Annotated in this window: 14 protein-coding genes and 1 other RNA gene; 9 read left to right on the forward strand and 6 right to left on the reverse strand. The window is 67.1% G+C overall.

What is annotated here, in order from left to right:
• The first annotated feature begins 58 nt into the window (after positions 1–58).
• Entirely contained in the window at positions 59–2,374 is a 2,316-nt protein-coding gene (locus LL962_RS12385; protein WP_228317099.1) for a TonB-dependent receptor, read from the forward strand.
• A 227-nt stretch (positions 2,375–2,601) separates the two neighbouring features.
• Entirely contained in the window at positions 2,602–3,702 is a 1,101-nt protein-coding gene (locus tag LL962_RS12390; protein WP_228317100.1) for a glycerophosphodiester phosphodiesterase, read from the forward strand.
• Between the two features lie 194 nt (positions 3,703–3,896).
• On the opposite strand, the gene LL962_RS12395 is transcribed toward LL962_RS12390, so the two are convergent.
• Together LL962_RS12395 and LL962_RS12400 are read right to left on the reverse strand one after the other, a co-directional pair.
• Positions 3,897–4,682 (reverse strand): rhomboid family intramembrane serine protease, encoded by a 786-nt coding sequence (locus tag LL962_RS12395; RefSeq protein WP_228317101.1) that lies wholly within the window; start codon positions 4,680–4,682, stop codon positions 3,897–3,899.
• A 330-nt stretch (positions 4,683–5,012) separates the two neighbouring features.
• The gene (locus LL962_RS12400) at positions 5,013–5,969 is read right to left on the reverse strand and encodes a TerC family protein (protein WP_228317102.1); all 957 of its coding nucleotides are present in this window, start codon (positions 5,967–5,969) and stop codon (positions 5,013–5,015) included.
• A gap of 248 nt (positions 5,970–6,217) precedes the next feature.
• Between LL962_RS12400 and LL962_RS12405 the strand changes: the two genes are divergently transcribed.
• The 3 genes from LL962_RS12405 (at position 6,218) to LL962_RS12415 (ending at position 7,978) form a co-directional block, all read left to right on the forward strand.
• Positions 6,218–6,293, forward strand: a non-coding RNA gene (locus LL962_RS12405) — sX9 sRNA.
• 83 nt (positions 6,294–6,376) lie between these two features.
• The gene (locus tag LL962_RS12410; RefSeq protein WP_228317103.1) at positions 6,377–7,543 is read left to right on the forward strand and encodes a class I SAM-dependent rRNA methyltransferase; all 1,167 of its coding nucleotides are present in this window, start codon (positions 6,377–6,379) and stop codon (positions 7,541–7,543) included.
• A 111-nt stretch (positions 7,544–7,654) separates the two neighbouring features.
• Complete coding sequence (locus LL962_RS12415; protein ID WP_104588225.1) at positions 7,655–7,978, forward strand: hypothetical protein; 324 nt, start codon at positions 7,655–7,657, stop codon at positions 7,976–7,978.
• 233 nt (positions 7,979–8,211) lie between these two features.
• On the opposite strand, the gene LL962_RS12420 is transcribed toward LL962_RS12415, so the two are convergent.
• Entirely contained in the window at positions 8,212–10,065 is a 1,854-nt protein-coding gene (locus LL962_RS12420) for an Svx/AvrXca family virulence/avirulence protein (RefSeq protein WP_228317104.1), read from the reverse strand.
• 529 nt (positions 10,066–10,594) lie between these two features.
• Here LL962_RS12420 and LL962_RS12425 point away from each other — a divergent pair.
• The 4 genes from LL962_RS12425 (at position 10,595) to LL962_RS12440 (ending at position 16,577) form a co-directional block, all read left to right on the forward strand.
• Entirely contained in the window at positions 10,595–10,753 is a 159-nt protein-coding gene (locus LL962_RS12425; protein ID WP_228317117.1) for a hypothetical protein, read from the forward strand.
• Between the two features lie 13 nt (positions 10,754–10,766).
• The gene (locus tag LL962_RS12430) at positions 10,767–11,936 is read left to right on the forward strand and encodes a glycerate kinase (protein WP_228317105.1); all 1,170 of its coding nucleotides are present in this window, start codon (positions 10,767–10,769) and stop codon (positions 11,934–11,936) included.
• A gap of 94 nt (positions 11,937–12,030) precedes the next feature.
• On the forward strand, positions 12,031–13,779 hold the full coding sequence (locus LL962_RS12435; RefSeq protein ID WP_228317106.1) for a sensor domain-containing diguanylate cyclase: 1,749 nt from the start codon (positions 12,031–12,033) through the stop codon (positions 13,777–13,779).
• Between the two features lie 320 nt (positions 13,780–14,099).
• Positions 14,100–16,577, forward strand: coding sequence for a GH92 family glycosyl hydrolase (locus LL962_RS12440; protein WP_228317107.1), 2,478 nt, complete (start codon positions 14,100–14,102; stop codon positions 16,575–16,577).
• A 243-nt stretch (positions 16,578–16,820) separates the two neighbouring features.
• On the opposite strand, the gene LL962_RS12445 is transcribed toward LL962_RS12440, so the two are convergent.
• The 3 genes from LL962_RS12445 to LL962_RS12455 form a co-directional block, all read right to left on the reverse strand.
• The gene (locus tag LL962_RS12445) at positions 16,821–18,236 is read right to left on the reverse strand and encodes an amino acid permease (protein ID WP_104588230.1); all 1,416 of its coding nucleotides are present in this window, start codon (positions 18,234–18,236) and stop codon (positions 16,821–16,823) included.
• A gap of 144 nt (positions 18,237–18,380) precedes the next feature.
• The gene (locus LL962_RS12450; protein WP_228317108.1) at positions 18,381–18,761 is read right to left on the reverse strand and encodes a hypothetical protein; all 381 of its coding nucleotides are present in this window, start codon (positions 18,759–18,761) and stop codon (positions 18,381–18,383) included.
• Between the two features lie 79 nt (positions 18,762–18,840).
• The gene (locus LL962_RS12455; protein WP_228317109.1) at positions 18,841–19,029 is read right to left on the reverse strand and encodes a hypothetical protein; all 189 of its coding nucleotides are present in this window, start codon (positions 19,027–19,029) and stop codon (positions 18,841–18,843) included.
• Positions 19,030–19,175 lie beyond the last annotated feature (146 nt).

A 19,175-nucleotide genomic window follows, 5' to 3' on the forward strand; every position in this document is an offset into this window, starting at 1 on the left:
GACGCAAGACAGCTGTCGCACGCTTGCCGCCATCTTTTGACTCCTCCCCCACGTCACCATGCCCAAGACCCATCTCCTCAGTGCCGCCGTGCTCACCGCGCTCCTGCTGTCGCCGGCCGTCAGGGCCGCCGATCCATCTGCCGATGTCGCGGCCGATGCCTCCGCTGCCACGGGAACCGTGCAGCAGCTCGATGCGGTGTCGGTGATCGGGCAGGGCGAGACGCGGCAGGTGCAGCGCATCACCGCGCAGGACATCCCGGTGTTGCCGCCGGGCACCAGCATCCAGAAGCTGCTCAACCGCATGCCGGGCGTGAACGTGCAATCCAACGATGCCTTCGGCGCCAACGAAGAGTCGCAGACGATCAGCCTGCGCGGCTTCAACGGCACGCGCCTGGGCTACACCCTGGACGGCCTGCCGTTGGGCGACAACGCCTATGGCAACTACAACGGCCTCAACATCAGCCGCGCACTGATTGCAGAGAACTTCGGCGGTGTGGAGCTGGCCTCGGGTATCGGTGCGCTCGGTACCGCGTCCACCAGCAACCTGGGCGGCACCATCCAGTATTACTCGGCCGATCCGTCCAGCGTGTTCGGCGCGCAGGTGGCGCAGACCGTGGGTTCGGATGCCAACCGCCGCACCTTCCTGCGCGTGGACACCGGCGATTACAACGGGTTCTCGGCATATCTGTCCGGCATCAATGCAGAAGCCGACATGTGGGCGCGCCCGCAATCGCCGACCACCACGCGCCAGTTCAATGCCAAGGGTGTGTACCAGTTCGACGGCGGCAAGCTGACCGCCTTTGCCGATACGTCGCGCACCTCGCAGGCGGATTATTCCTATCTGTCCAAGAGCGGGATGGCGCGCGGCCTGGGCTGGGACTGGAACCTGTATGCGCCGGACTGGAAACGCGCCCTTGCAGCGGCGTACTGCGCGCCGGCCACACGCAATGCGGCGCGCTGCGGCTTCAGTGGCGGCGTGGACAACATCGACGATGCGTACTACCAGAGCCGCGCGCTGCGCGACGACGACCTGTTCTACGTGGCCGGCGACTTCCAGCCCAACGATGCGATCAGCCTGCACACGCAGGTCTATCACCACGAGAACAAGGGCCAGGGCCACTGGTGGTCGCCGGGCCAGGCATCCAATCCGGGCACGCCGCAGGCGTTGCCGATCTCCATCCGCAGCACCAACTACTGGATCAACCGCACCGGCGGCATCGCCTCGCTGGGCTGGGAGTTGGGCCCGCACCACCTGGAGGCCGGGCTGTGGTACGAGCGCAATCACCACGATGTGGAGCGCAATTTCTACTGGATCGATGGTCCGGTCAGCGATGACAAGTTCCTTCAGAATCCCAATCGACGTTTGTTCTCGCAGAACTACATCATCACCACGCGCCAGTTCTACGCGCAGGGCAACTTCAGATTCCTCGACGAACGCCTGAGCCTGGACCTGGGCATCAAGAGCCCGAGCACCGAGATGACTGCACGCGCCACGCCGGGGCTTGCGGTGGAAGCGCCGGTGGCGACAGGCTCGCTCAAGGCCAGCGAGTCGGTGCTGCCGCAGGTCGGGTTGGGCTTCAAGATCGCCGAAGGCCAGGAGGTGTTCGCTTCCTACGCCGAGAACATCGCCGCGTTCCAGGGTGGTGGCGCTGGCGGACCGTTGCTGGTGACCCAGGCCTCGTTCGATGCCAGCGTGGGCGCGCTGGAGCCGGAGAAATCGCGCACCCTGGAAGCCGGTTACCGCTTCGTGGGTGACCGTTTCGAAGCCTCGCTGGTCGGCTACGACGTCACCTTCGACAACCGCCTGCTGTCGCTCAATCCCTGTCCCAGCATCCAGCAAGGAACCAGCCCGGCCTGCACCACGCGCTTCTTCAACGTGGGCTCGGTCAGCAGCCGTGGCGGCGAACTGACGGTGATCTGGAAACCGACCAGCCATCTGCAGTGGTACAACTCGGCGTCGATCAACCGCTCCACCTACGACGACAACTACGTGCAGAACGGCGTGGTGATTCCCACGGCCGGCAAATACACGGTGGACACGCCCAAGCGCATGTTCGCCAGCGAGCTGGCCTTCAACTATGGTCCGTGGAATCTCAACCTGCGCGGCAAGTACACCGGCGAGCGCTTCTACACCTATACCAACGATCAGGGCTTCGGAGGCTACACCGCGTTCGATGCCGGCGCCGGCTACGCGTTCGGGCAGGTCGGCGTGCTGCAGGCACTCAAGCTTTCGCTCAACGTCACCAATCTGACCGACAAGCGTTACGCCTCCAACCTCACCGCCTTTGCCAACAGCGACCCCAATGGGCGTCAGCTGGCCTTCCACGCCAGCGCGCCGCGGCAGGTGTTTTTGACGCTGGATGCCAGGTTCTGAGGATGGGATTCGGGATTCGCAAAAGCGGGTACCGCGGTTGCGCGAATTTCGGACCGTCTTTCGACGTAGACGATTTTCACAGCGGGTGATAAGACCTCACACCTGAGTGTCGGGCGGTGCAGATGATGAGCGGTGCGGAGTGTACAGTCGTCATTCCGCACCGCTCATCGGCAAGGCATGGCTTGCGATCACCCGTTGATCTAGTACATGTTTTCGTGAAGACATGCATGATGCGATTCGAGTGTCTTTGGCTGGTGGGCGCGATCATGGTTGGCATGAGCGGCCCGGTGGTGGCCGAAGCACCGCTGGCGAAGACGGTGCAGATCTTTGCGCACCGTGGCGCCAGCGCATTGCGCCCGGAACACACGCTGGCGGCGTACGCCAAGGCCATTGTCGATGGCGCCGATTTCGTCGAGCCGGATCTGGTGTCGACCAAGGACGGCGTGCTGATCGCGCGCCACGAGAACGAAATCGGCGGCACCACGGATGTGGCGAATCACCCGGAGTTTGCCGCACGCAAGACCCGCAAGCGCATCGATGGCCAATCGATGGAAGGCTGGTTTACCGAAGACTTCAGCCTGGCCGAGTTGAAGACCCTGCGTGCGCGCGAGCGGCTGCCGCAACTGCGCGGTACGCGCTGGGATGGGCACTTCCAGATCGTCACCCTCGACGAGATCATCGATTTTGTCGCGGCGCAATCTGCAGCGACCGGACGCAGTATCGGTCTGATTCCGGAGATCAAGCATCCTAGCTATTTCAGGGCGCTCGGCCTGCCGATGGAAGACAAGGTGCTGGCCACCGTGCATGCGCATACCTATACCCGGACCGCGCCGGTGATCATCCAGTCGTTCGAGACCAACAACCTGCGCTATCTGCGCAGCAAGATCGGGCGCAGCAGCAACCTCGGTCTGCTGCAGTTGCTGGGTGGCGCGCAGACACACTTGCCCGATGCAGGTGTGGGCGCCGCGCCGCAGACCTATGGCCAGATGATCACGCCGGAAGGGCTGAAGCAGATTGCCGGCTACGCCGACGCGATCGGCCCCGACATCCGCAGCATCATTCCGCTGGATGCGCAGCAGCGCCTGGCTCGACCGACCACTCTGGTGCGCGATGCGCATGCGGCTGGATTGCAGGTGCAGCCGTACACCTTTCGACCGGAAAATTACTTCCTGGCCGCCGATAACCGCGATGGCGGTGCGCCAACCGAACGCAACGAGGCCGGCGCGCTGGCGGAGTTGCGACGTTATCTGGATACCGGCATCGACGCGTTGTTCGCCGACGACCCCAGCCTGGCGCGGCGCGCATTGAGCGCACCAGCATCGCGTTAGGCAGCACGTGTAGAAGCGCACCCGGGCGCGCTCCCTGTATCTGGACATGGCCGCCTAACGGCGGTATGTCTTCCGACTGATCATCGGAGCAGATGCAAAAAGCCCATGCGCTCCTTGAGCCTCGAGCTTGTATCGTGGATCGGCTCTGCATCTACGCAGGGCAGGGCAACACGATCTATCGACTGAGAAAAAGCTCAGGCACCCGGCGGCCGTTCGCGCGGGGGGAAATGCAGCACCACGCTCTGCGAGCCATCGTCCTGGCGTTGCCACAGCACCGGCACCTGCCGCGGCGGCGGCGGCTCCAGCATGGCGTGGTCGGGATGGCTCACTTCCCAGTTGGCGTCCTCGTCTTCGTCTTCCCAGCTGTAGCGCGCCCTGGCCTGTTGCGGATCGCGCAGGCGCAGCAGCAGCGCGGCGATCAGGCCGGCGACCGCACCGCCCAGATGCGATTGCCAGGACACACCGGCCTCGTGCGGCAGGATCGTGATCAGCATGCCGCCGTAGAACAGGAAGGCGATCATGCTGGTGGCGATCGCCGGGCGGTCGCGGCGCAGCAGGCCCAGCACGAACACCAGGAACATCAGCCCGTGGGTGATGCCGCTGGCGCCCAGGTGGCGGCTGCCGGGCTCGCCCAGCAACCACGCGCCCAACCCCGAGCCCAGCCACAACAACGGCAGCGCCATGGCGGTGGCACGCGGATACACGCTGCCGGCCAGTGTGCCCAGGATCAGCAGCGCCGCCGCGTTGGCGCCCAGATGCGCGAGCGAGCCATGCAGCAGCGGTGCGGTGAGGATGCCGAGCAGGCCGTCGGCCTGCAGCGGCGCCACCGCCCAGGCGCGCCAGTCGAACATTCCCTGGGCAGTGAACACCGCCACCAGCAGCAGCACGGCCGCCAGGCTGAAGTTGAAGGCACGCAGCACCCGCGAGCGGTCCAGGCGGCTCTGGGTGGCGGGATCGGGGGCGAGCGAATGCGTTGTCATGCACTCACGGATGGCGGCGTGCAGGTTTTTTACAAGCCCAACGAACGTGGGATAAGCAGACCCGGCGACGGGATAATCCAGCCCCGGCGCGGATCTGTGGCGGCTCGGCCTGCGCGTCATCACGGACGATCTGCGGCTTGGCTGCGGGGCCCTTGGCCGCCCACCATCGCGGGACACGCTGCAAGTACGTCCTTGTAGCTCTCACGCGGCATCCATGCCGCGTAAGGTCCCGTGATGGTGGGCGGGCAAGGACCAGTCGAGATGGTCGGTGTGCATGGTTGCCAGCAGCGGAGGCTGCGCCACGATTTCCGATTCCCCAATCCCGGCTCCTCAGTGCCCGGCCGGCTTTGGCGGGCGCAGCAGGCTCAGTACGATGGTCGCGATCAGGATCGCCACCACCACGCCCAGCGAGACCAGTACCGGGATCTTGTACAGATCGATGATCATCATCTTGATGCCGATGAACACCAGGATCACTGCCAGGCCGTAAGGCAGCAGGTGGAAGCGGTCGGCCATGCCGGCCAGCAGGAAGAACATCGCGCGCAGGCCCAGCACCGCGAACACGTTCGAGGTCAGCACGATGAACGGGTCGGTGGTGATGGCGAAGATCGCCGGGATGCTGTCCACCGCGAAGATCACGTCGATCACCGCGATCAGGATCAACACCACGAACAGCGGCGTGAACCAGCGCTTGCCGTCCTTGATCACGCTGAGCTGGTTGCCGTGGTACTGCGGGCTCAAACGCAGGTGCCCGCGCATCCAGCGCAGCACGGGATTGGCCTCCAGGTCCGGCTCCTTGCCGGCAGAGAACCACATCTTGATGCCGGTGAGCAGCAGGAATGCGCCGAACACGTAGAGCAGCCAGTGGAACTTGGCCAGCAGCATCGAGCCGGCGAAGATCATGATCGCGCGCAGGACGATCGCGCCCAGCACACCGATGATCAGCACGCGCTGGCGCTGTTCCTCGGGCACGCCGAAGTAGGTCATCACCATCAGGAACACGAAGATGTTGTCGACCGCCAGCGATTTCTCCACCAGGTAGCCGGTGAGGAACTCCAGCCCGATCCGGTCCGCCGCCGCATCGCCCATGCTGCCCTGCAGGTACCACCACAGGCCGGCGTTGAAGGCCAGCGCCAGCAGCACCCAGCCGATGCTCCACCAGGTGGCTTCCTTGAAGGTCACCTTGTGCGCACCGCCATGGCGCATCAGCACCAGATCGACCAGCAGCGCCGCGATCACCACGACCGCGAAGCCACCCCATAACCAGACATTGCCAATGGTTTGCATGAGAAATCCCGAAAATGAAACGACCTGGACCAGCCGCGTGGGCTGAGGTCTTGTGACACGGAAATCGTGGATTCCGGGTGACGGACCTTCGCCTGCGCGGCGAAGGTCTCGCTCGCAACCGGGCGGGCCGGTTGCCGTTGCACCGGAGCGCCTGATGCCAGGGCTCGTCATGACGGCGACAACGCTAGAACACCAAACAGAACTACGACGCGACCGTCAGGCGGGCCCGGTCGGTGCTCGGAATCGGCATGTACCACGCGTACACTGCGGTTCCTGCGCGCCGCCCGAATCCACCTGGCGACCGCTTGCTACGTTCTGTTGGTCGTTCTTGGGAGCTACTCCCCTTCTGGGGTCCGATTCTGCGGGCCGGCGTCAGGCACGTCAATCCAGCCGGATACAATGCGCGGATGAATATTCCTGCCCCCGTCGTCCGTCTCAAGAATGCGTGGCGCTCCAGCCACCCGTGGATCTTCCAGAAGCTGGTGGAAAAGCCCGCCGCCAAGCCCAAACCCGGCACCATCGTCGATGTGGTCGGCGTGGACGGGGAGTGGGTCGGCCGCGGCTTCTACAACGGCCATTCGCGCATTGCCGTGCGCATCCTGGAAACCGACCCCTCGGTGCCGGTGGATGCGGGCTGGTTCTCGCGCAAGATCGCCGCGGCGGTGAGCCTGCGCCGCGACTGGCTCAAGCTCGATGGCGTGTCCGACGCCTGGCGCGTGGTGCATAGCGAAGGCGACGGCCTGTCGGGCCTGGTGGTGGACCGCTACGGCGACCTGGTGGTGGTGGAATTCTTCGCCGCCGGCATGTTCCGCCACCGCGAGTGGATCTACGAGGCGCTGCGCGAACAGTTCCCGGGTTGCCGCTTCCACAGCTTCGCCGACGAACACGTGCAGAAGCAGGAAAGCTTCGATTTCCACGGCAATACCACCACCGAAGCGGCGGTCATCACCGAGCACGGCATCAGGTTCCGCGCCGACCCGGCCGGTGCGCACAAGACCGGCTTCTTCGCCGATCAGCGCGACAATCGCCAGTGGCTGAGCCAGCAGGTGGAAGGCAAGAGCGTGCTGGACCTGTGCTGCAACACCGGCGGCTTTGCGGTGTATGCGGCCGCGCGTGGTGCGGCCGAGGTGCTGGGCGTGGACATCGATGAAGACGTCATCGCCATCGCCAAGGGCAATGCCAAGCTCAACAACGTGCGGCCGAAGTTCGTGCAGGCCGACATCTTCCCGTGGTTGCGCGATGCGGCCAACCGCGGCGAGCAGTACGACGTGGTGATCCTGGATCCGGCCAAGATGACCCGCGACCGCGATCAGGTGATCCCAGCGCTGAAGAAGTATCTGGACATGAACAAGCTGGCGCTGGGCGTGGTCAAGCCGGGTGGCTTGTTCGCCACCTTCTCGTGCACCGGGCTGGTGGCCGAGCAGGAGTTCCTGGACATGCTGCGGCGCGCCTCGTACTTCTCCGGGCGCACCATCCAGATCCTGAAGGTGGCCGGCGCCGGCCCGGATCATCCGTTCATGGCGCACGTGCAGGAATCGCGCTATCTGAAGGCGGTGTTCTGCCGCGTGATGTAGCTGCGCCAGGCAGCAGACGCGGTCTGCCGTATGCAGCCCGCGATGTCGCCTGGCACCGCCATCGCCGGCGAATACGGATCAATGCAGACATCCATCAGGAGCCGGCAGCCGATGACCTCCAGCGACGAAGACGAACGCAAGGCCCTGCGCCGGCTGCTGCGCGAGATCGAACGGCCGCATGCCAGCCTGCTGGCCAGCAACTGGCCGGTGTTCGGCGTGTGGCTGCTGTTCTCCGGCGCTTTCATGTACCTGTTCCAGACCGGCGACGGCTCGCCGCTGCATCCGCTGCTGCTGGCGCTGGGCTCGACCTGCCTGGGTGTGTTCGGTGCCTGGGTGGTGTTCCGCGCGGTGTGGGCACGGCAGTGGCCGCATGTGCGCGAACACATCGATGTGGACAGCGTGCGCGCGCGGCTGGCCGAACTGGGCGAGCGCTGACGCTGCGCCCCCCGGTGCGCGGTGCGGCCGGCATACGCCGCGATGATCCAGGCGGTGCCGCGCATGCTGCCGGCCCTGCACCGACGCGCCACGCGTCCGTTATCTCCAGGGTCGGCGACCGCAGCCTGCGCCAGGTAGCTGGCGCAACCGCTCCGATACCTGCGCCGGCGTGGCCATCCCTGGCGCTCGGGCGCACGTAGGCAGGCAGGCGAAGACCGCCTGCCCTGCTGCCCTCACCAGCCGGCCGGGCGGGCAGTGATCTCCGGCACTGGCTGGCGCAGGTCCGCACCGAATTCGGGATTGCGCATGGTTGCGCCGTCGGCATAGCCGTAGAACACCCCCTGGCTGGGCGTGGTGCCTTCGCGCAGTTCCAGATCCCCGCGCACCTGGGTGGTGCCGGCCACGTTGACCGCGCCGAAGGCGCCCGGGCCCATGAACACGGTGTTGGCCTGCGCACTGGCGCCGATGGTGGCGCCGGGGTGCCAGACGGTGAGCCCGCCCAGGACCGCATTGCCCTGCACGGTGCCGCCCATCACCGAGGCATGCCCGTCGATACGGGCATTGCCCAGCACATTGCCGGCCAGCACGCGTGCGTACGGGCCCACATAGGCGGTGGAGGCGACATTGGCGGTATTGGCGACCCAGCCGCCGCCATTGGCGTGGCGGCGTCCCACCGGGGTCGGGGTGGGCGCGTTGGGCTGGCTGCCGGCCGGGGCGGCATTGGTCAGCGTGACGCTCCATGGGTAGCGGTAGATGGCGTAGTAGGACTGATCCCACTTGATCTTCTGCATGCTGCCGGGCGCGCCCATCACCATCAGGTACACCGCGCGGTCGCCGCTGTTCAACGCCACGGTGAGCGTGGCCCTGGCGCCACGCTGCAGCGCGCTGTAGCGCGCCTTGCCGGCACTGTCGATGGCCACCACGCCCCAGCGCCAATCCGAATCCGGCAGCGGAATGCTCGACGGGTCGGTGGCCAGGCCGGGCAGGGTGGTGACGGCCGGCGCGCTCTGTACCTGGCCTTCGAAGGCGACCTTGAGGCTGCTGGCGCCGCTGGCGGGAATCAGCTGCACCAGGTTGTAGCCCCAGCGCTGCGGCGCCCACTCGAACGGCACCCGGTAGCGATTGGCCTGCCCGGCCACCGGATCGAGCACGGTCATGCGCAGCGCGCGGTCGCGGTTGTCCCAGTCCTGCGGGCGCTGCGGATTGAACGCCAGATTGCTGCCATAGCGTGCGCGGTACAGCGCGCCCTGATCGCTGCCGTCGGGGTTGGTGTAGTCCCAGTTGACGTTGCGCATGGCCCAGTCGCCGAACACATCGTTCATCTGCGACTGGCTCCAGCCCATGTTGGTCTTGATCACCGAGAACGGATCGGCGGTGCGCTGGCCGGCCTCGCCCGGCTTGGGCGCCTTGGCCCACAGGTCGTTGATGATGGCGTAGCCAAAACGGTTCTTCAGGTATTCCATGAACTGCCAGTTGCAGTAGCGATCGCGAGTGGAACCCAGATACAGGTGCGGGTAATTCACCAACATGCTCGAGCAATGCACATCGCTGGAATGGAACTCCGGCAGTTGGTGGGTCATCCAGTTGGCGTGCGATTCCCAGATCCAGCCGCTGTACTCGGAATCGCGCATGCCCTGGGTCTGGCCCTGCAGGGCGTGGGTGAGTTCGTGCGCCAGCCCCCAGTGGTCGCGCAGGCCGCCCGGTGCCATCCACATGCCCATGCCGCCGCTGCCGGTCACGCCGCCACTCAGGCCGAAGCCTGGATCCAGATGCAGGCTGGCCTTGTACTTGGTGGCGCTGTTGCAGGAGGGCTCAGGGAATTGCAGACGGTTGATGAAGGTGTCCCAGACCATTTCCAGATGCTCGCCGGCAGCGCGCACATCGGCGCTGGCCACGCCGTCGCCATTCCAGCGGAAGGCGAAGTGCGCGGTTTCGTAGCGCACCGGTGGCATGCCGGCTTCGTTGCTGCGGGCAACCCAGGTGCCTGCCGTGCAGGCCGCGCTGGCGGTGGACGCGGCGCCCAGGCCGGCGGCGATCAGGGCAAGACTCAACAGGCGCCGGGGCAGCGCGCGCGATGGGGTGGACATGGGTGGTTCTCGCGGAAAAGGTGAGGTGCACAGGCTTGCAACGCCTGCCGAACGCGCGACGCTGTCGAGCTCGTGAGGGGAACGCCGATCGCGGGATGCGGCGGCCGCGCAAGTGTGCGCAGCGGCGGCGGCGGCGCAATTGATACTGATATGTATTTTTCAGAACTGCAACGAACTAGCCGCTCGCGATGTGGCGCGGGTGGAACTTGTGCGCCTGGCACGCGAGGCCGGCAGGTGTCGGGCGCTCACCACCTCGAGTCGCACCGTCCAAGCTCCACCGCTCCGGTCCTATGCAGATCACGCCGCTGGCGATGCACGGGCGGCGGTCCGTTGGGCGCGGTCCGATGGCAGTGGCCGAACCGCCATCCGGTTGGGACATTGCACGAGAAGTGGCGGTCGTCGGCCTTCGATCGCCAACGCTCTGCCGAAGATGTCGGGGAAAAGCCCCAACTAGAATGCCTCCATCCCCGTTGCGGTGCGGGCGCTGCGGCGCCTCGCGTCCGGCGCCGACCGACTGCTGGAGCGTGCGATGACCCAAGCCACCCGGCCTTTGCCGCCTCCCGACAGCCTGGACCCCGCCTACCGCAGGATCCTGTGGCGGCTGATCCCGTTCCTGTTCGTGTGTTACCTGTTCGATCACCTGGACCGGGTCGACGTCGATCCGGTGATTCCCCATGGTCTGCACTGAAGCGAGTTCCGCCATGAACGTCGTCATCGCACCCGATTCCTACAAGGAAAGCCTGTCTGCGCTGGAGGTGGCCACCCAGATCGAGGCGGGCTTCCGCGCGGTGTTCCCCGACTGGCGCTACACCAAGGTGCCGGTCGCCGATGGCGGCGAGGGCACGGTTGAGGCGCTGGTCACGGCCACCGGTGGCCGGGTGCTGGACTGCACCGTCGGCGGACCCCTGGGCACGCCGGTGCCGGCGTTCTTCGGGTTGAGCGGCGACGGCCGGACGGCGGTGATCGAAATGGCCGCCGCCAGTGGCCTGGCGCTGGTGCCGCCGGCCGATCGCGACCCGCTGCACACCAGCACCGCCGGCGTGGGCGCGTTGATCCTGGCCGCGCTGGATGCCGGTGCGCGGCGTTTCATCATCGGCATCGGCGGCAGCGCCACCAACGACGGCGGTGCCGGCATGGCGCAGGCGCTGGGCGCGCGCCTGCTGGATGCACGCGGCGAGCCGATCGGCCCGGGTGGCGGCGGCCTGGCGGCACTGGCGCGGATCGAGGCCGATGGGCTGGACGTGCGCCTGCAGGACTGCCAGTTCGAAGTGGCCTGCGACGTGGACAACCCGCTGATCGGCCCGGCCGGCGCCTCGGCGGTGTTCGGACCGCAGAAAGGCGCCACCGCGACCACGGTGCGGCAGCTCGATGCCAACCTGCGGCACTATGCCGATCTGCTGGAGCGCGATCTCGGCCTGCGCCTGCACGACCAGCCCGGCGGCGGCGCGGCCGGTGGCCTGGGCGCTGGCCTGGTGGCGTTCCTGGGTGCGCAGTTGCGGCCCGGCGTGGAGATCGTGATGCAGGCGCTCGGGCTGGAGGCGCTCATCGCCAATGCCGACCTGGTGATCACCGGCGAAGGCCGCCTGGACAGCCAGAGCCTGCACGGCAAGACCCCGTTGGGGGTGGCACAGCTCGCGCGGCGGCATGCCAGGCCGGTGATCGCCATCGTCGGTTGCCTGGGCGATGGCGCCGGGCGGCTGCACGCGCACGGCATCGATGCGATGTTCGCCACCGTGCATGGCGCCTGTACGCTGGAGCAGGCCCTGGCCGAGGCGGCCGGCAACGTGCGCATCGCCGCCCGCAATGCGGCCGCCGCGCTGCAGGTGGGCATGAGGCTTGCGGCGCCCTCGCCCGTTTCCGGGGGCACCTAGGCGAGCGGCCACGCCTGCCTGTGCCTGCCAGTAGCGGCGGACTGATCCAGCTCGGCTAGACTGCGCCGATGACTTTCGCCGAGCCAGCTTTCCATTGAACCGGCGCGACGCCGCGTCGTCCGTTCCCCCCGGCGAAGCCGAGCGCCTGGCCCGCCTGGCGTTGTTGCAGGTGCTCGATACCGAGTCCGAACCGTTCTTCGATGCGCTGGCCGCCGCCGCGCAGGCCATTGCCGGCACGCCCATCGCGCTGGTGTCGCTGGTGGACGAACATCGGCAATGGTGGAAGGCCAACATCGGCTTGCCGGGCGTGTCCGAAACCCCGCGCGAACTGGCCTTCTGCGCCCATGCCATCCAGGACGATGCGGTGATGGAGGTGCCCGACGCGCCGGCCGATCCGCGTTTCCATGACAACGCGCTGGTCACCGACGCGCCCGGCATCCGTTACTACGCCGGCGCACCGATCGTGCTGCCGGACGGCCTGCGCATGGGTACGGTGTGCGTGATCGACCAGCGCCCACGCCAGCTGCAGCCGGCCCAGCTGGAGGCCCTGCAGCAACTGGCCAGGGTGGCCGCCCAAGGGCTGGAACAGCGCCGGATGATGCTCGAGCGCGCCGACACCAATACCCGGCTTCAACAACGGCTGCGCGAGAGCGAGGCCTTCCTGGAGCGTACCGGGCGGGTGGCCGGTGTGGGCGGCTGGGAGGTGGATGTGGGCACCGGCACGCTGACCTGGTCGGACGAAACCTGCCGGATGCACGACCTGCCGCCGGGCTATCAGCCCACCCTCGCCGAAGCCATCGCGTTCTATCCGCTGGAAGCGCGTGCGGTGATCACCGAGGCGGTGGACACCTGCGTCAACGAAGGCATTCCCTGGGACCTGGAACTGCCGTTGATCAGCAGCACCGGTCGCCACCTGTGGGTGCACAGCACCGGCGCGGTGGAACATGTGGATGGCCGCATGCGCCTGATCGGCGCGATCCAGGACGTCACCGACCGCCATCGCGCGGTGGACGCGCTGGCCGCCAGCGAGCGCAAGTTCCGCAAGATGTTCCAGTACAGCCTGGGCCTGATCTGCACGCACGACATGGATGGCCGGCTGGTCAGCGTGAACCCGGCGGCGGCACGCTCGCTGGGCCGCAGCGTGGAGGAAATGGAGGGCAGCTCGCTGTTCGAGCTGATTCGCCCGGAGCGGCATGGCGGCCTGCGCGGCTACCTCTCGCGCATGGTGCTCGATGGCCAGGATTCGGGCGTGATCGAACTGGTGGCAAGCGATGGCAGCCTGCGCCACTGGAAGTACCACAACATGCTCGATGTGGAAGCCGATGCCACCATGGTGCTGGCGCATGCCCAGGACATCACCAGCCAGCATCAGCAGGAGAAACAGCTGCTGGAATGGTCGTTCACCGACCCGCTGACCAATTGCTTCAACCGCCGCTTCCTGGATGACCTGGACAAGCGCGATGCCAGCGTGCGCTGGGGCTGCGTGGTGGTGGATCTGGACAAGTTCAAACTGGTCAACGACACCTACGGCCACCAGCGTGGCGATGAGGTGCTGGTGCAGATGGCCTGGTTCCTCAACCACCCGCTGCGTCGCCAGGACCATCTGGTGCGGCTGGGCGGCGACGAATTTCTGGTGCTGCTGCATGAAGCCAGCGAGCCGCAGCTGGAGGAGCTGGTAGCCACCTACATGGCGGCCAGCGACGAGGCGCCGATCCTGTTCACCCTGGGCACCGCCTTGCGCCAGCCGGGCGAGGCACTGACCGCGGTGGTCGACCGGGCCGACCATTCGCTGTACGCGATCCGGCGCGCGCGGCGCGGTACCGGCATCAACGACCACCGCTGACGTTCGGTAACGCGCGGGGCATCCCCCGGCCCTGCGCACGGGCGAAAGCGCCAGCGACGCCGGTCATCCGGACACGGCGAGGGCAGCACCAGCCTCAACCTCAACCCTTCGAAGGCAGGCACTGACCAGCGCGGGCGCCAGTGTCTTCGAGTACCGCTGGCCCCCCCAACGACCAGGCCCTTCCGTGGGCGATGCGCCGGCGGGATGTCATCGCGTGCTGCGGGCGCACGCGTGGCATGCTGATCCACGCGCCTGGCAGCGCGTCAGCCTGCGTCATTCCACCTGCGGCCTCGGTCGCTCTCTCCTCCGAGGTGTCCTGCATGCTCTGTGTTGTTGCCCCCCATCGCTCACCGTTGCGTCTTTCATCATTGCCGCTATGGCGCCGCGCCGCGGCCAGCCTGTGTCTGCTTGGCATGGCGATCACGCCACCGCTGGCCGCGCAGGACCCGGCGCAGGTCAATACCTTCATCGGCAGCAAGGACGAGGGCAATACCTTCCCCGGCGCCTCGGCACCGTTCGGCCTGATCCAGGTCAGCCCGATCGGCACGCACTATGCCGGCTGGCGCTACGACGATCCCAGCATCCGCGGCTTCGGCCATTCGTTCCTGTCCGGCGCCGGTTGCTGGGAGCAGGGTGGGCAGGTCTCGGTGTTGCCGGTGACCGGCCGCATCGGTCCTGGCGGCGACTTCGACACCGGTGATGCCAAGGCCTTCGACCAGAAACGCTACGCCGCGCGTTACACGCACGACGGCGAAGTGGGGCAGGCCGGCTACTACAAGGTGCGGCTCACCGACTACGGCGGCATCGATGCCGAAGCCAGCGCGCTCACCCGCGCCGCCGCCGAGCGTTACACCTTCGCGCCGGGCGCCGACACCGGCCATGTGCTGGTCAACGTGGCCCAGGCCAACGATCGCCATGTGGTGATCGGCAGCCAGGTGCAGGTGATCGGCGACCGCGTCGTGGAAGGCAAGCTGGTGACGCAGAGTTTCTGCGGCGGCCACGAATACACCACCTGGTTTCGATTGGAATTCGATCGCCCGTTCACCGCGCACGGCATCTGGGGCGAAGACGGCGGCGTGCCGGGCGCGCGCCACGGCATGGGTGGCGAACTCAAACCCAATGGCGCCTGGCTCAGCTTTCCGCTGGGCAAGGACAAGCGCGCGCGCGCGGTCACCGTGGTCAGCGCCATCTCGCACGTGGATGCCGAAGGCGCCCGCACCAACCTGCGTGCCGATGGCATGCTCGGCGGCAAACTGCTGGGCCTGGAGCAGATACGCCAGCGCGCGCAGCAGGTCTGGCGCCGCGAGCTGGCCAGCCTGCAGCTGGAAGGCGCCAGCAACGACGACCGCCGCGTGGCCTATACCGCGCTCTACCACGCCCTGCTGCAGCCGCTCACCGGCAGCGATGCCGATGGCCGCTATCGCGGCTACGACGACGCCATCCACCGCGCCGATGGCTGGACCTATTACGAATACTTTTCGCTGTGGGACACCTATCGCTCGCAGAATCAGCTGCTGGCGCTGCTGCGCCCGCAACGTGCACGCGATATCGGCCGCTCGTTGCTGGCGATCCATCAGCAGGGCGGTTGGCTGCCGCGCTGGGGCTACGCCAGCTTCGACACCAACATCATGACCGGCGATCCGGTCACCCCGTTCCTGGTCGATCTGTGGCGTTTCGGCGCGCTGCAGGGCAATGAAGCCGAAGCGTACGCGGCACTACGCCAGAACGCCTTCGGGCAACCGCCGATCAATTCACGCCATGCCGGGCGTTCGGGCAATGCCAGCTACCTGGCCAATGGCTTCGTGCAGTACGACCGTGCGTTTCCCTCCAAGGGCATGGACGTGGACCCGCACCACGGCGGCTCGGCCACGCTGGAATATGCCCTGGCCGACTGCGCGCTCGCGCAGATGGCGCAGGCGCTCGGCCATAGCGAGGACAGCGCGCAGTTGCGTGCGCGCGGCGGCAACTGGCACCGCGTCTGGGACGCGGACGTGCGCGATGCCGATACCGGCTTCGCCGGCTTCCCGCGTCCGCGGCTGGAAGACGGCAGTTGGTACGCGCCGTCCAATGACCGCTACAGCCCACGCTCGCAGCACGGCTTCCACGAAGGCACCGCCTGGCAATACCAGTGGCTGGTGCAGCAGGACATCCCCGGCATGCTGCAGGCCATGCACGGGCGCGAACAGGCGGGCAAGCGGCTGGACGCCTTCTTCGCCTACGACGAGCTGTTGAAGGACCCGCTCGACGGCGCGCGCTCGCACTGGGTGGTCGGCCCGTACAGCTATTACAACCAGTACCGCTACAACCCCAACAACGAACCGGATCTGCACGCACCGTGGATGTACACGCTGATCGGGCAACCATGGAAGACCGCCGCCGTGGTGCGTGCCGCGCAGCAGCTGTTCACCAACGCGCCCAACGGCGTCACCGGCAACGACGATCTCGGCACCATGTCGGCCTGGTATCTGTTCAGCGCGCTGGGACTGTATCCGGCGGTGCCGGGCAGTGGCGAGTTCCTGTTGCACGCGCCACGGTTCGAACGCGCCACGCTGGACCTGGGCAACGGCAAGCGCCTGCGCATCGACGCCCCCGGCGCCGATGGGCGCGCGCTGCAATACGTGGAGGGCGTCCGTTGGAACGGCAAGCAGCAGCCGCAGGTATTCCTGGACTGGGCGCAACTGCAGCAGGGCGGCACGTTGTCGTTTGCGCTCACCAGGCAGGCGCCGACCCAAGGCTGGGGCACGCAAGCGGACGCGTTACCAACCTCGTTCTGCGCCACGCCTGCAGCGGTGCAGTGAGCGCAAGCGCTGACCAGTGGAGTGCAGCTTGAAGCCCTCTCCTGCGGGGCGATAAGGCACAGCTTGCGCGCCACTGGCGCGCGTGCCTGGGAGCGCCCGCGCTGCTGGCGCGGGCCGGGGCGCGGAGCGGGGGTTGGGGTGAGGGTACGAGGCGAAGCCCTCGTGTCATCACACTGCATGAGGCTTCGCACGGACCCTCATCCGCCCCTGCGGGGGCACCTTCTCCCGCAGGGAGAAGGACGCTCAGCTCGCCCCATTCAACCGGCTATTCCGCCGCCCATACGCCAGGTACACCACCACGCCCAGCGCATTCCACAGGAGGAACCAGCCCTGCGTTCTGCTCGGCAGGCTCCAGAACAGATACAGGCAGCCGCCGATCGCCACCGGTCCTACCACCCAGGCCAGCGGCGTGCGGAAAGCGCGCACGCGTGTCGGCTCGCGCACGCGCAACACCAGCAGGCAGGCCGCCACTGCGGTGAACGCCGCCAGCGTGCCGGCATTGGCCAGCGCGGCGATCTCGTCCAGCCGTGCCACGCCTGCCAACGCCGCCACCAGCACCGCGGTGAACAGCGTGATCGCTACCGGCGTACCGGTACGCGCATTGACCCTGGACAAGCCGCGCGGCAGCAAGCCATCACGCGACATCACGAAGAAGATGCGGCTCTGTCCGTACAGGAACGCCAGCAGCACGGTCGGCAGCGCGATGATCGCCACCGCACCGATCACCAACGCCGCCTTGCCCTGGCCGAGTTCGCGCAGGATCAGCGCCAACGGCTCGGGGCTCTTGCCGAACACGGTGAAGCTCATCGCGCCGACCGCGGCCAGCGCCACCAGCACGTAGATCAGCGTGCAGCCGACCATCGAACCGACGATGCCGATCGACAGGTCGCGCCCGGGGTTCTTGGTTTCCTCGGCCGCGGTGGAAATCGCATCGAAGCCATAGAAGGCGAAGAAGATGATCGCCGCCGCCGCCATCACCCCGCGCTCCACGCCGTCGGGGCCCATCGTCTTGGAAAAGCCGTATGGCATGAACGGTTGCAGGTTGGCGCTGTTGAACGCCGGCAGCGCGATGGCCACGAACACCGCCAATGCCACGATCTTCAGCACCACCAGGACCGCGTTGAGCGTGGCGCTTTCCTTGGTGCCGGCCATCAACAGGCCGGCCACCAGGAAGGTGATCACCACCGCTGGCAGGTTCACGATGCCGCCGGCATGCGGCCCGGCAATCAAGGCCTGCGGCAGCTCCACCCCCAGCCACTGCAGGAAGCCGACGAAATAGCCCGACCAGCCCACCGCCACCGTGCTGACCACCAGGGAGTACTCCAGCACCAGGCTCCAACCCACCACCCAGGCGATGCTCTCGCCCAGCGCGGTATAGCTGTAGGTGTAGGCGCTGCCGGCAGCCGGCATCATCGTGGCCATTTCCGCATACGCCAGCGCCGCGCAGGCGCAGACGATGCCGGCGGCCACGAACGACAGCAGCACGGCCGGGCCCGCTTTGTCGGCACCCACGCCAATCAGGGTGTAGATGCCGGTGCCGACGATGGCGCCGATGCCCAGCGCGATCAGATGCGGCCAACTCAGGCTGCGGACCAGTTGCCGACCGGCCTCATGCACGGTGACCTGGTCGATGGATTTGCGTCGTAGCCAAGACGACATGTGGACCTCGGAGTACCAAAAAGAATCCCCGAGTGTCGCCGAACGCGGCGCAGCAAAGCTATCGGCCCAGGCACTTACGGCAGGGCAGGCAGCGCGCCGCGCACCTCTCGCCTGGCGCGACCGGCGCGATCCACGCGCCGGTGCTCAGCCGATCGACGGGCGGTGCGGCGGCCGCGCGCGGCGGTACAGCAACTGCACCGCGAATGCCCCGGCCATGCCCACCGCCCCCGCTGCGAAGTGGCTCCAGTCCAGCAAACGCGGCGCCGCCCCGTCGAGGTCGTGGCCCCAGAGGTTGAACCACAGCAGCACGCCGGCAGTGACCACCATGCCCAGCCAGAACCACAGGCGCGTCGCGCCGATGGCATAGATCAGGAACGGCAGTCCCGCACCGATCAAGAAATGCACCGGGAAAAAATACGCTGTGCCGTAGGGCCGCATCAGGGACCAGACGATCGCCGCGAACGTCCCCAGAAAAACGAACAGGCCCAGGGCCAGCAGACGGGTTTGATTCTTTGCGGTGGTCATCGACACGCCTGACGGGAACAGAGCCTCACCCTACCGATGCGCAAGTCATGCGCAGGTCAATGCGCACCCAGGCGTCATGTCACCCGATGCGCCGCGCCGTGGCGAAGCGAAACGCAGTCCGCGGCGCCACCCCACCGCCAACCCTCGTGCCGGCGGCAAGCGCCCGGCCGTTGCAGCGATTGCCTGACAGCGTCGGCGGCAGGGTTGTCAGCGCAGCGCAATGGAGGGTGATGGCGACGATGGCCGCGTGACGACGGTTCGCGTCCATCGATCCGCCGCCTTCGGCATGGCGAGCCGTGTGCCGGCAACGGCCGCCGTGCAGGGTGGGCGCTCGACCCCCTGCAGCGCAAGGCGTCACCACCTGTCGCTTGCGCAGCAGACGGTACGCAGCGCGCCGGCTTCCCCACTCTGCAC

The sequence above is a fragment of the Xanthomonas sp. NCPPB 1067 genome, assembly GCF_020783795.1.
GTDB classification, from domain to species: Bacteria; Pseudomonadota; Gammaproteobacteria; order Xanthomonadales; family Xanthomonadaceae; genus Xanthomonas; species Xanthomonas melonis.

Coding starts and splice junctions, on each gene's coding strand:
- LL962_RS12430 (WP_228317105.1), top strand. CDS start 10,767: ATGAACGTCGTCATCGCACCCGATTCCTACAAGGAAAGCCTGTCTGCG.
- LL962_RS12420 (WP_228317104.1), bottom strand. CDS start 10,065: ATGTCCACCCCATCGCGCGCGCTGCCCCGGCGCCTGTTGAGTCTTGCC.
- LL962_RS12455 (WP_228317109.1), bottom strand. CDS start 19,029: ATGGACGCGAACCGTCGTCACGCGGCCATCGTCGCCATCACCCTCCAT.
- LL962_RS12395 (WP_228317101.1), bottom strand. CDS start 4,682: ATGACAACGCATTCGCTCGCCCCCGATCCCGCCACCCAGAGCCGCCTG.
- LL962_RS12450 (WP_228317108.1), bottom strand. CDS start 18,761: ATGACCACCGCAAAGAATCAAACCCGTCTGCTGGCCCTGGGCCTGTTC.
- LL962_RS12385 (WP_228317099.1), top strand. CDS start 59: ATGCCCAAGACCCATCTCCTCAGTGCCGCCGTGCTCACCGCGCTCCTG.
- LL962_RS12400 (WP_228317102.1), bottom strand. CDS start 5,969: ATGCAAACCATTGGCAATGTCTGGTTATGGGGTGGCTTCGCGGTCGTG.
- LL962_RS12410 (WP_228317103.1), top strand. CDS start 6,377: ATGAATATTCCTGCCCCCGTCGTCCGTCTCAAGAATGCGTGGCGCTCC.
- LL962_RS12440 (WP_228317107.1), top strand. CDS start 14,100: ATGCTCTGTGTTGTTGCCCCCCATCGCTCACCGTTGCGTCTTTCATCA.
- LL962_RS12445 (WP_104588230.1), bottom strand. CDS start 18,236: ATGTCGTCTTGGCTACGACGCAAATCCATCGACCAGGTCACCGTGCAT.
- LL962_RS12415 (WP_104588225.1), top strand. CDS start 7,655: ATGACCTCCAGCGACGAAGACGAACGCAAGGCCCTGCGCCGGCTGCTG.
- LL962_RS12390 (WP_228317100.1), top strand. CDS start 2,602: ATGATGCGATTCGAGTGTCTTTGGCTGGTGGGCGCGATCATGGTTGGC.
- LL962_RS12425 (WP_228317117.1), top strand. CDS start 10,595: ATGACCCAAGCCACCCGGCCTTTGCCGCCTCCCGACAGCCTGGACCCC.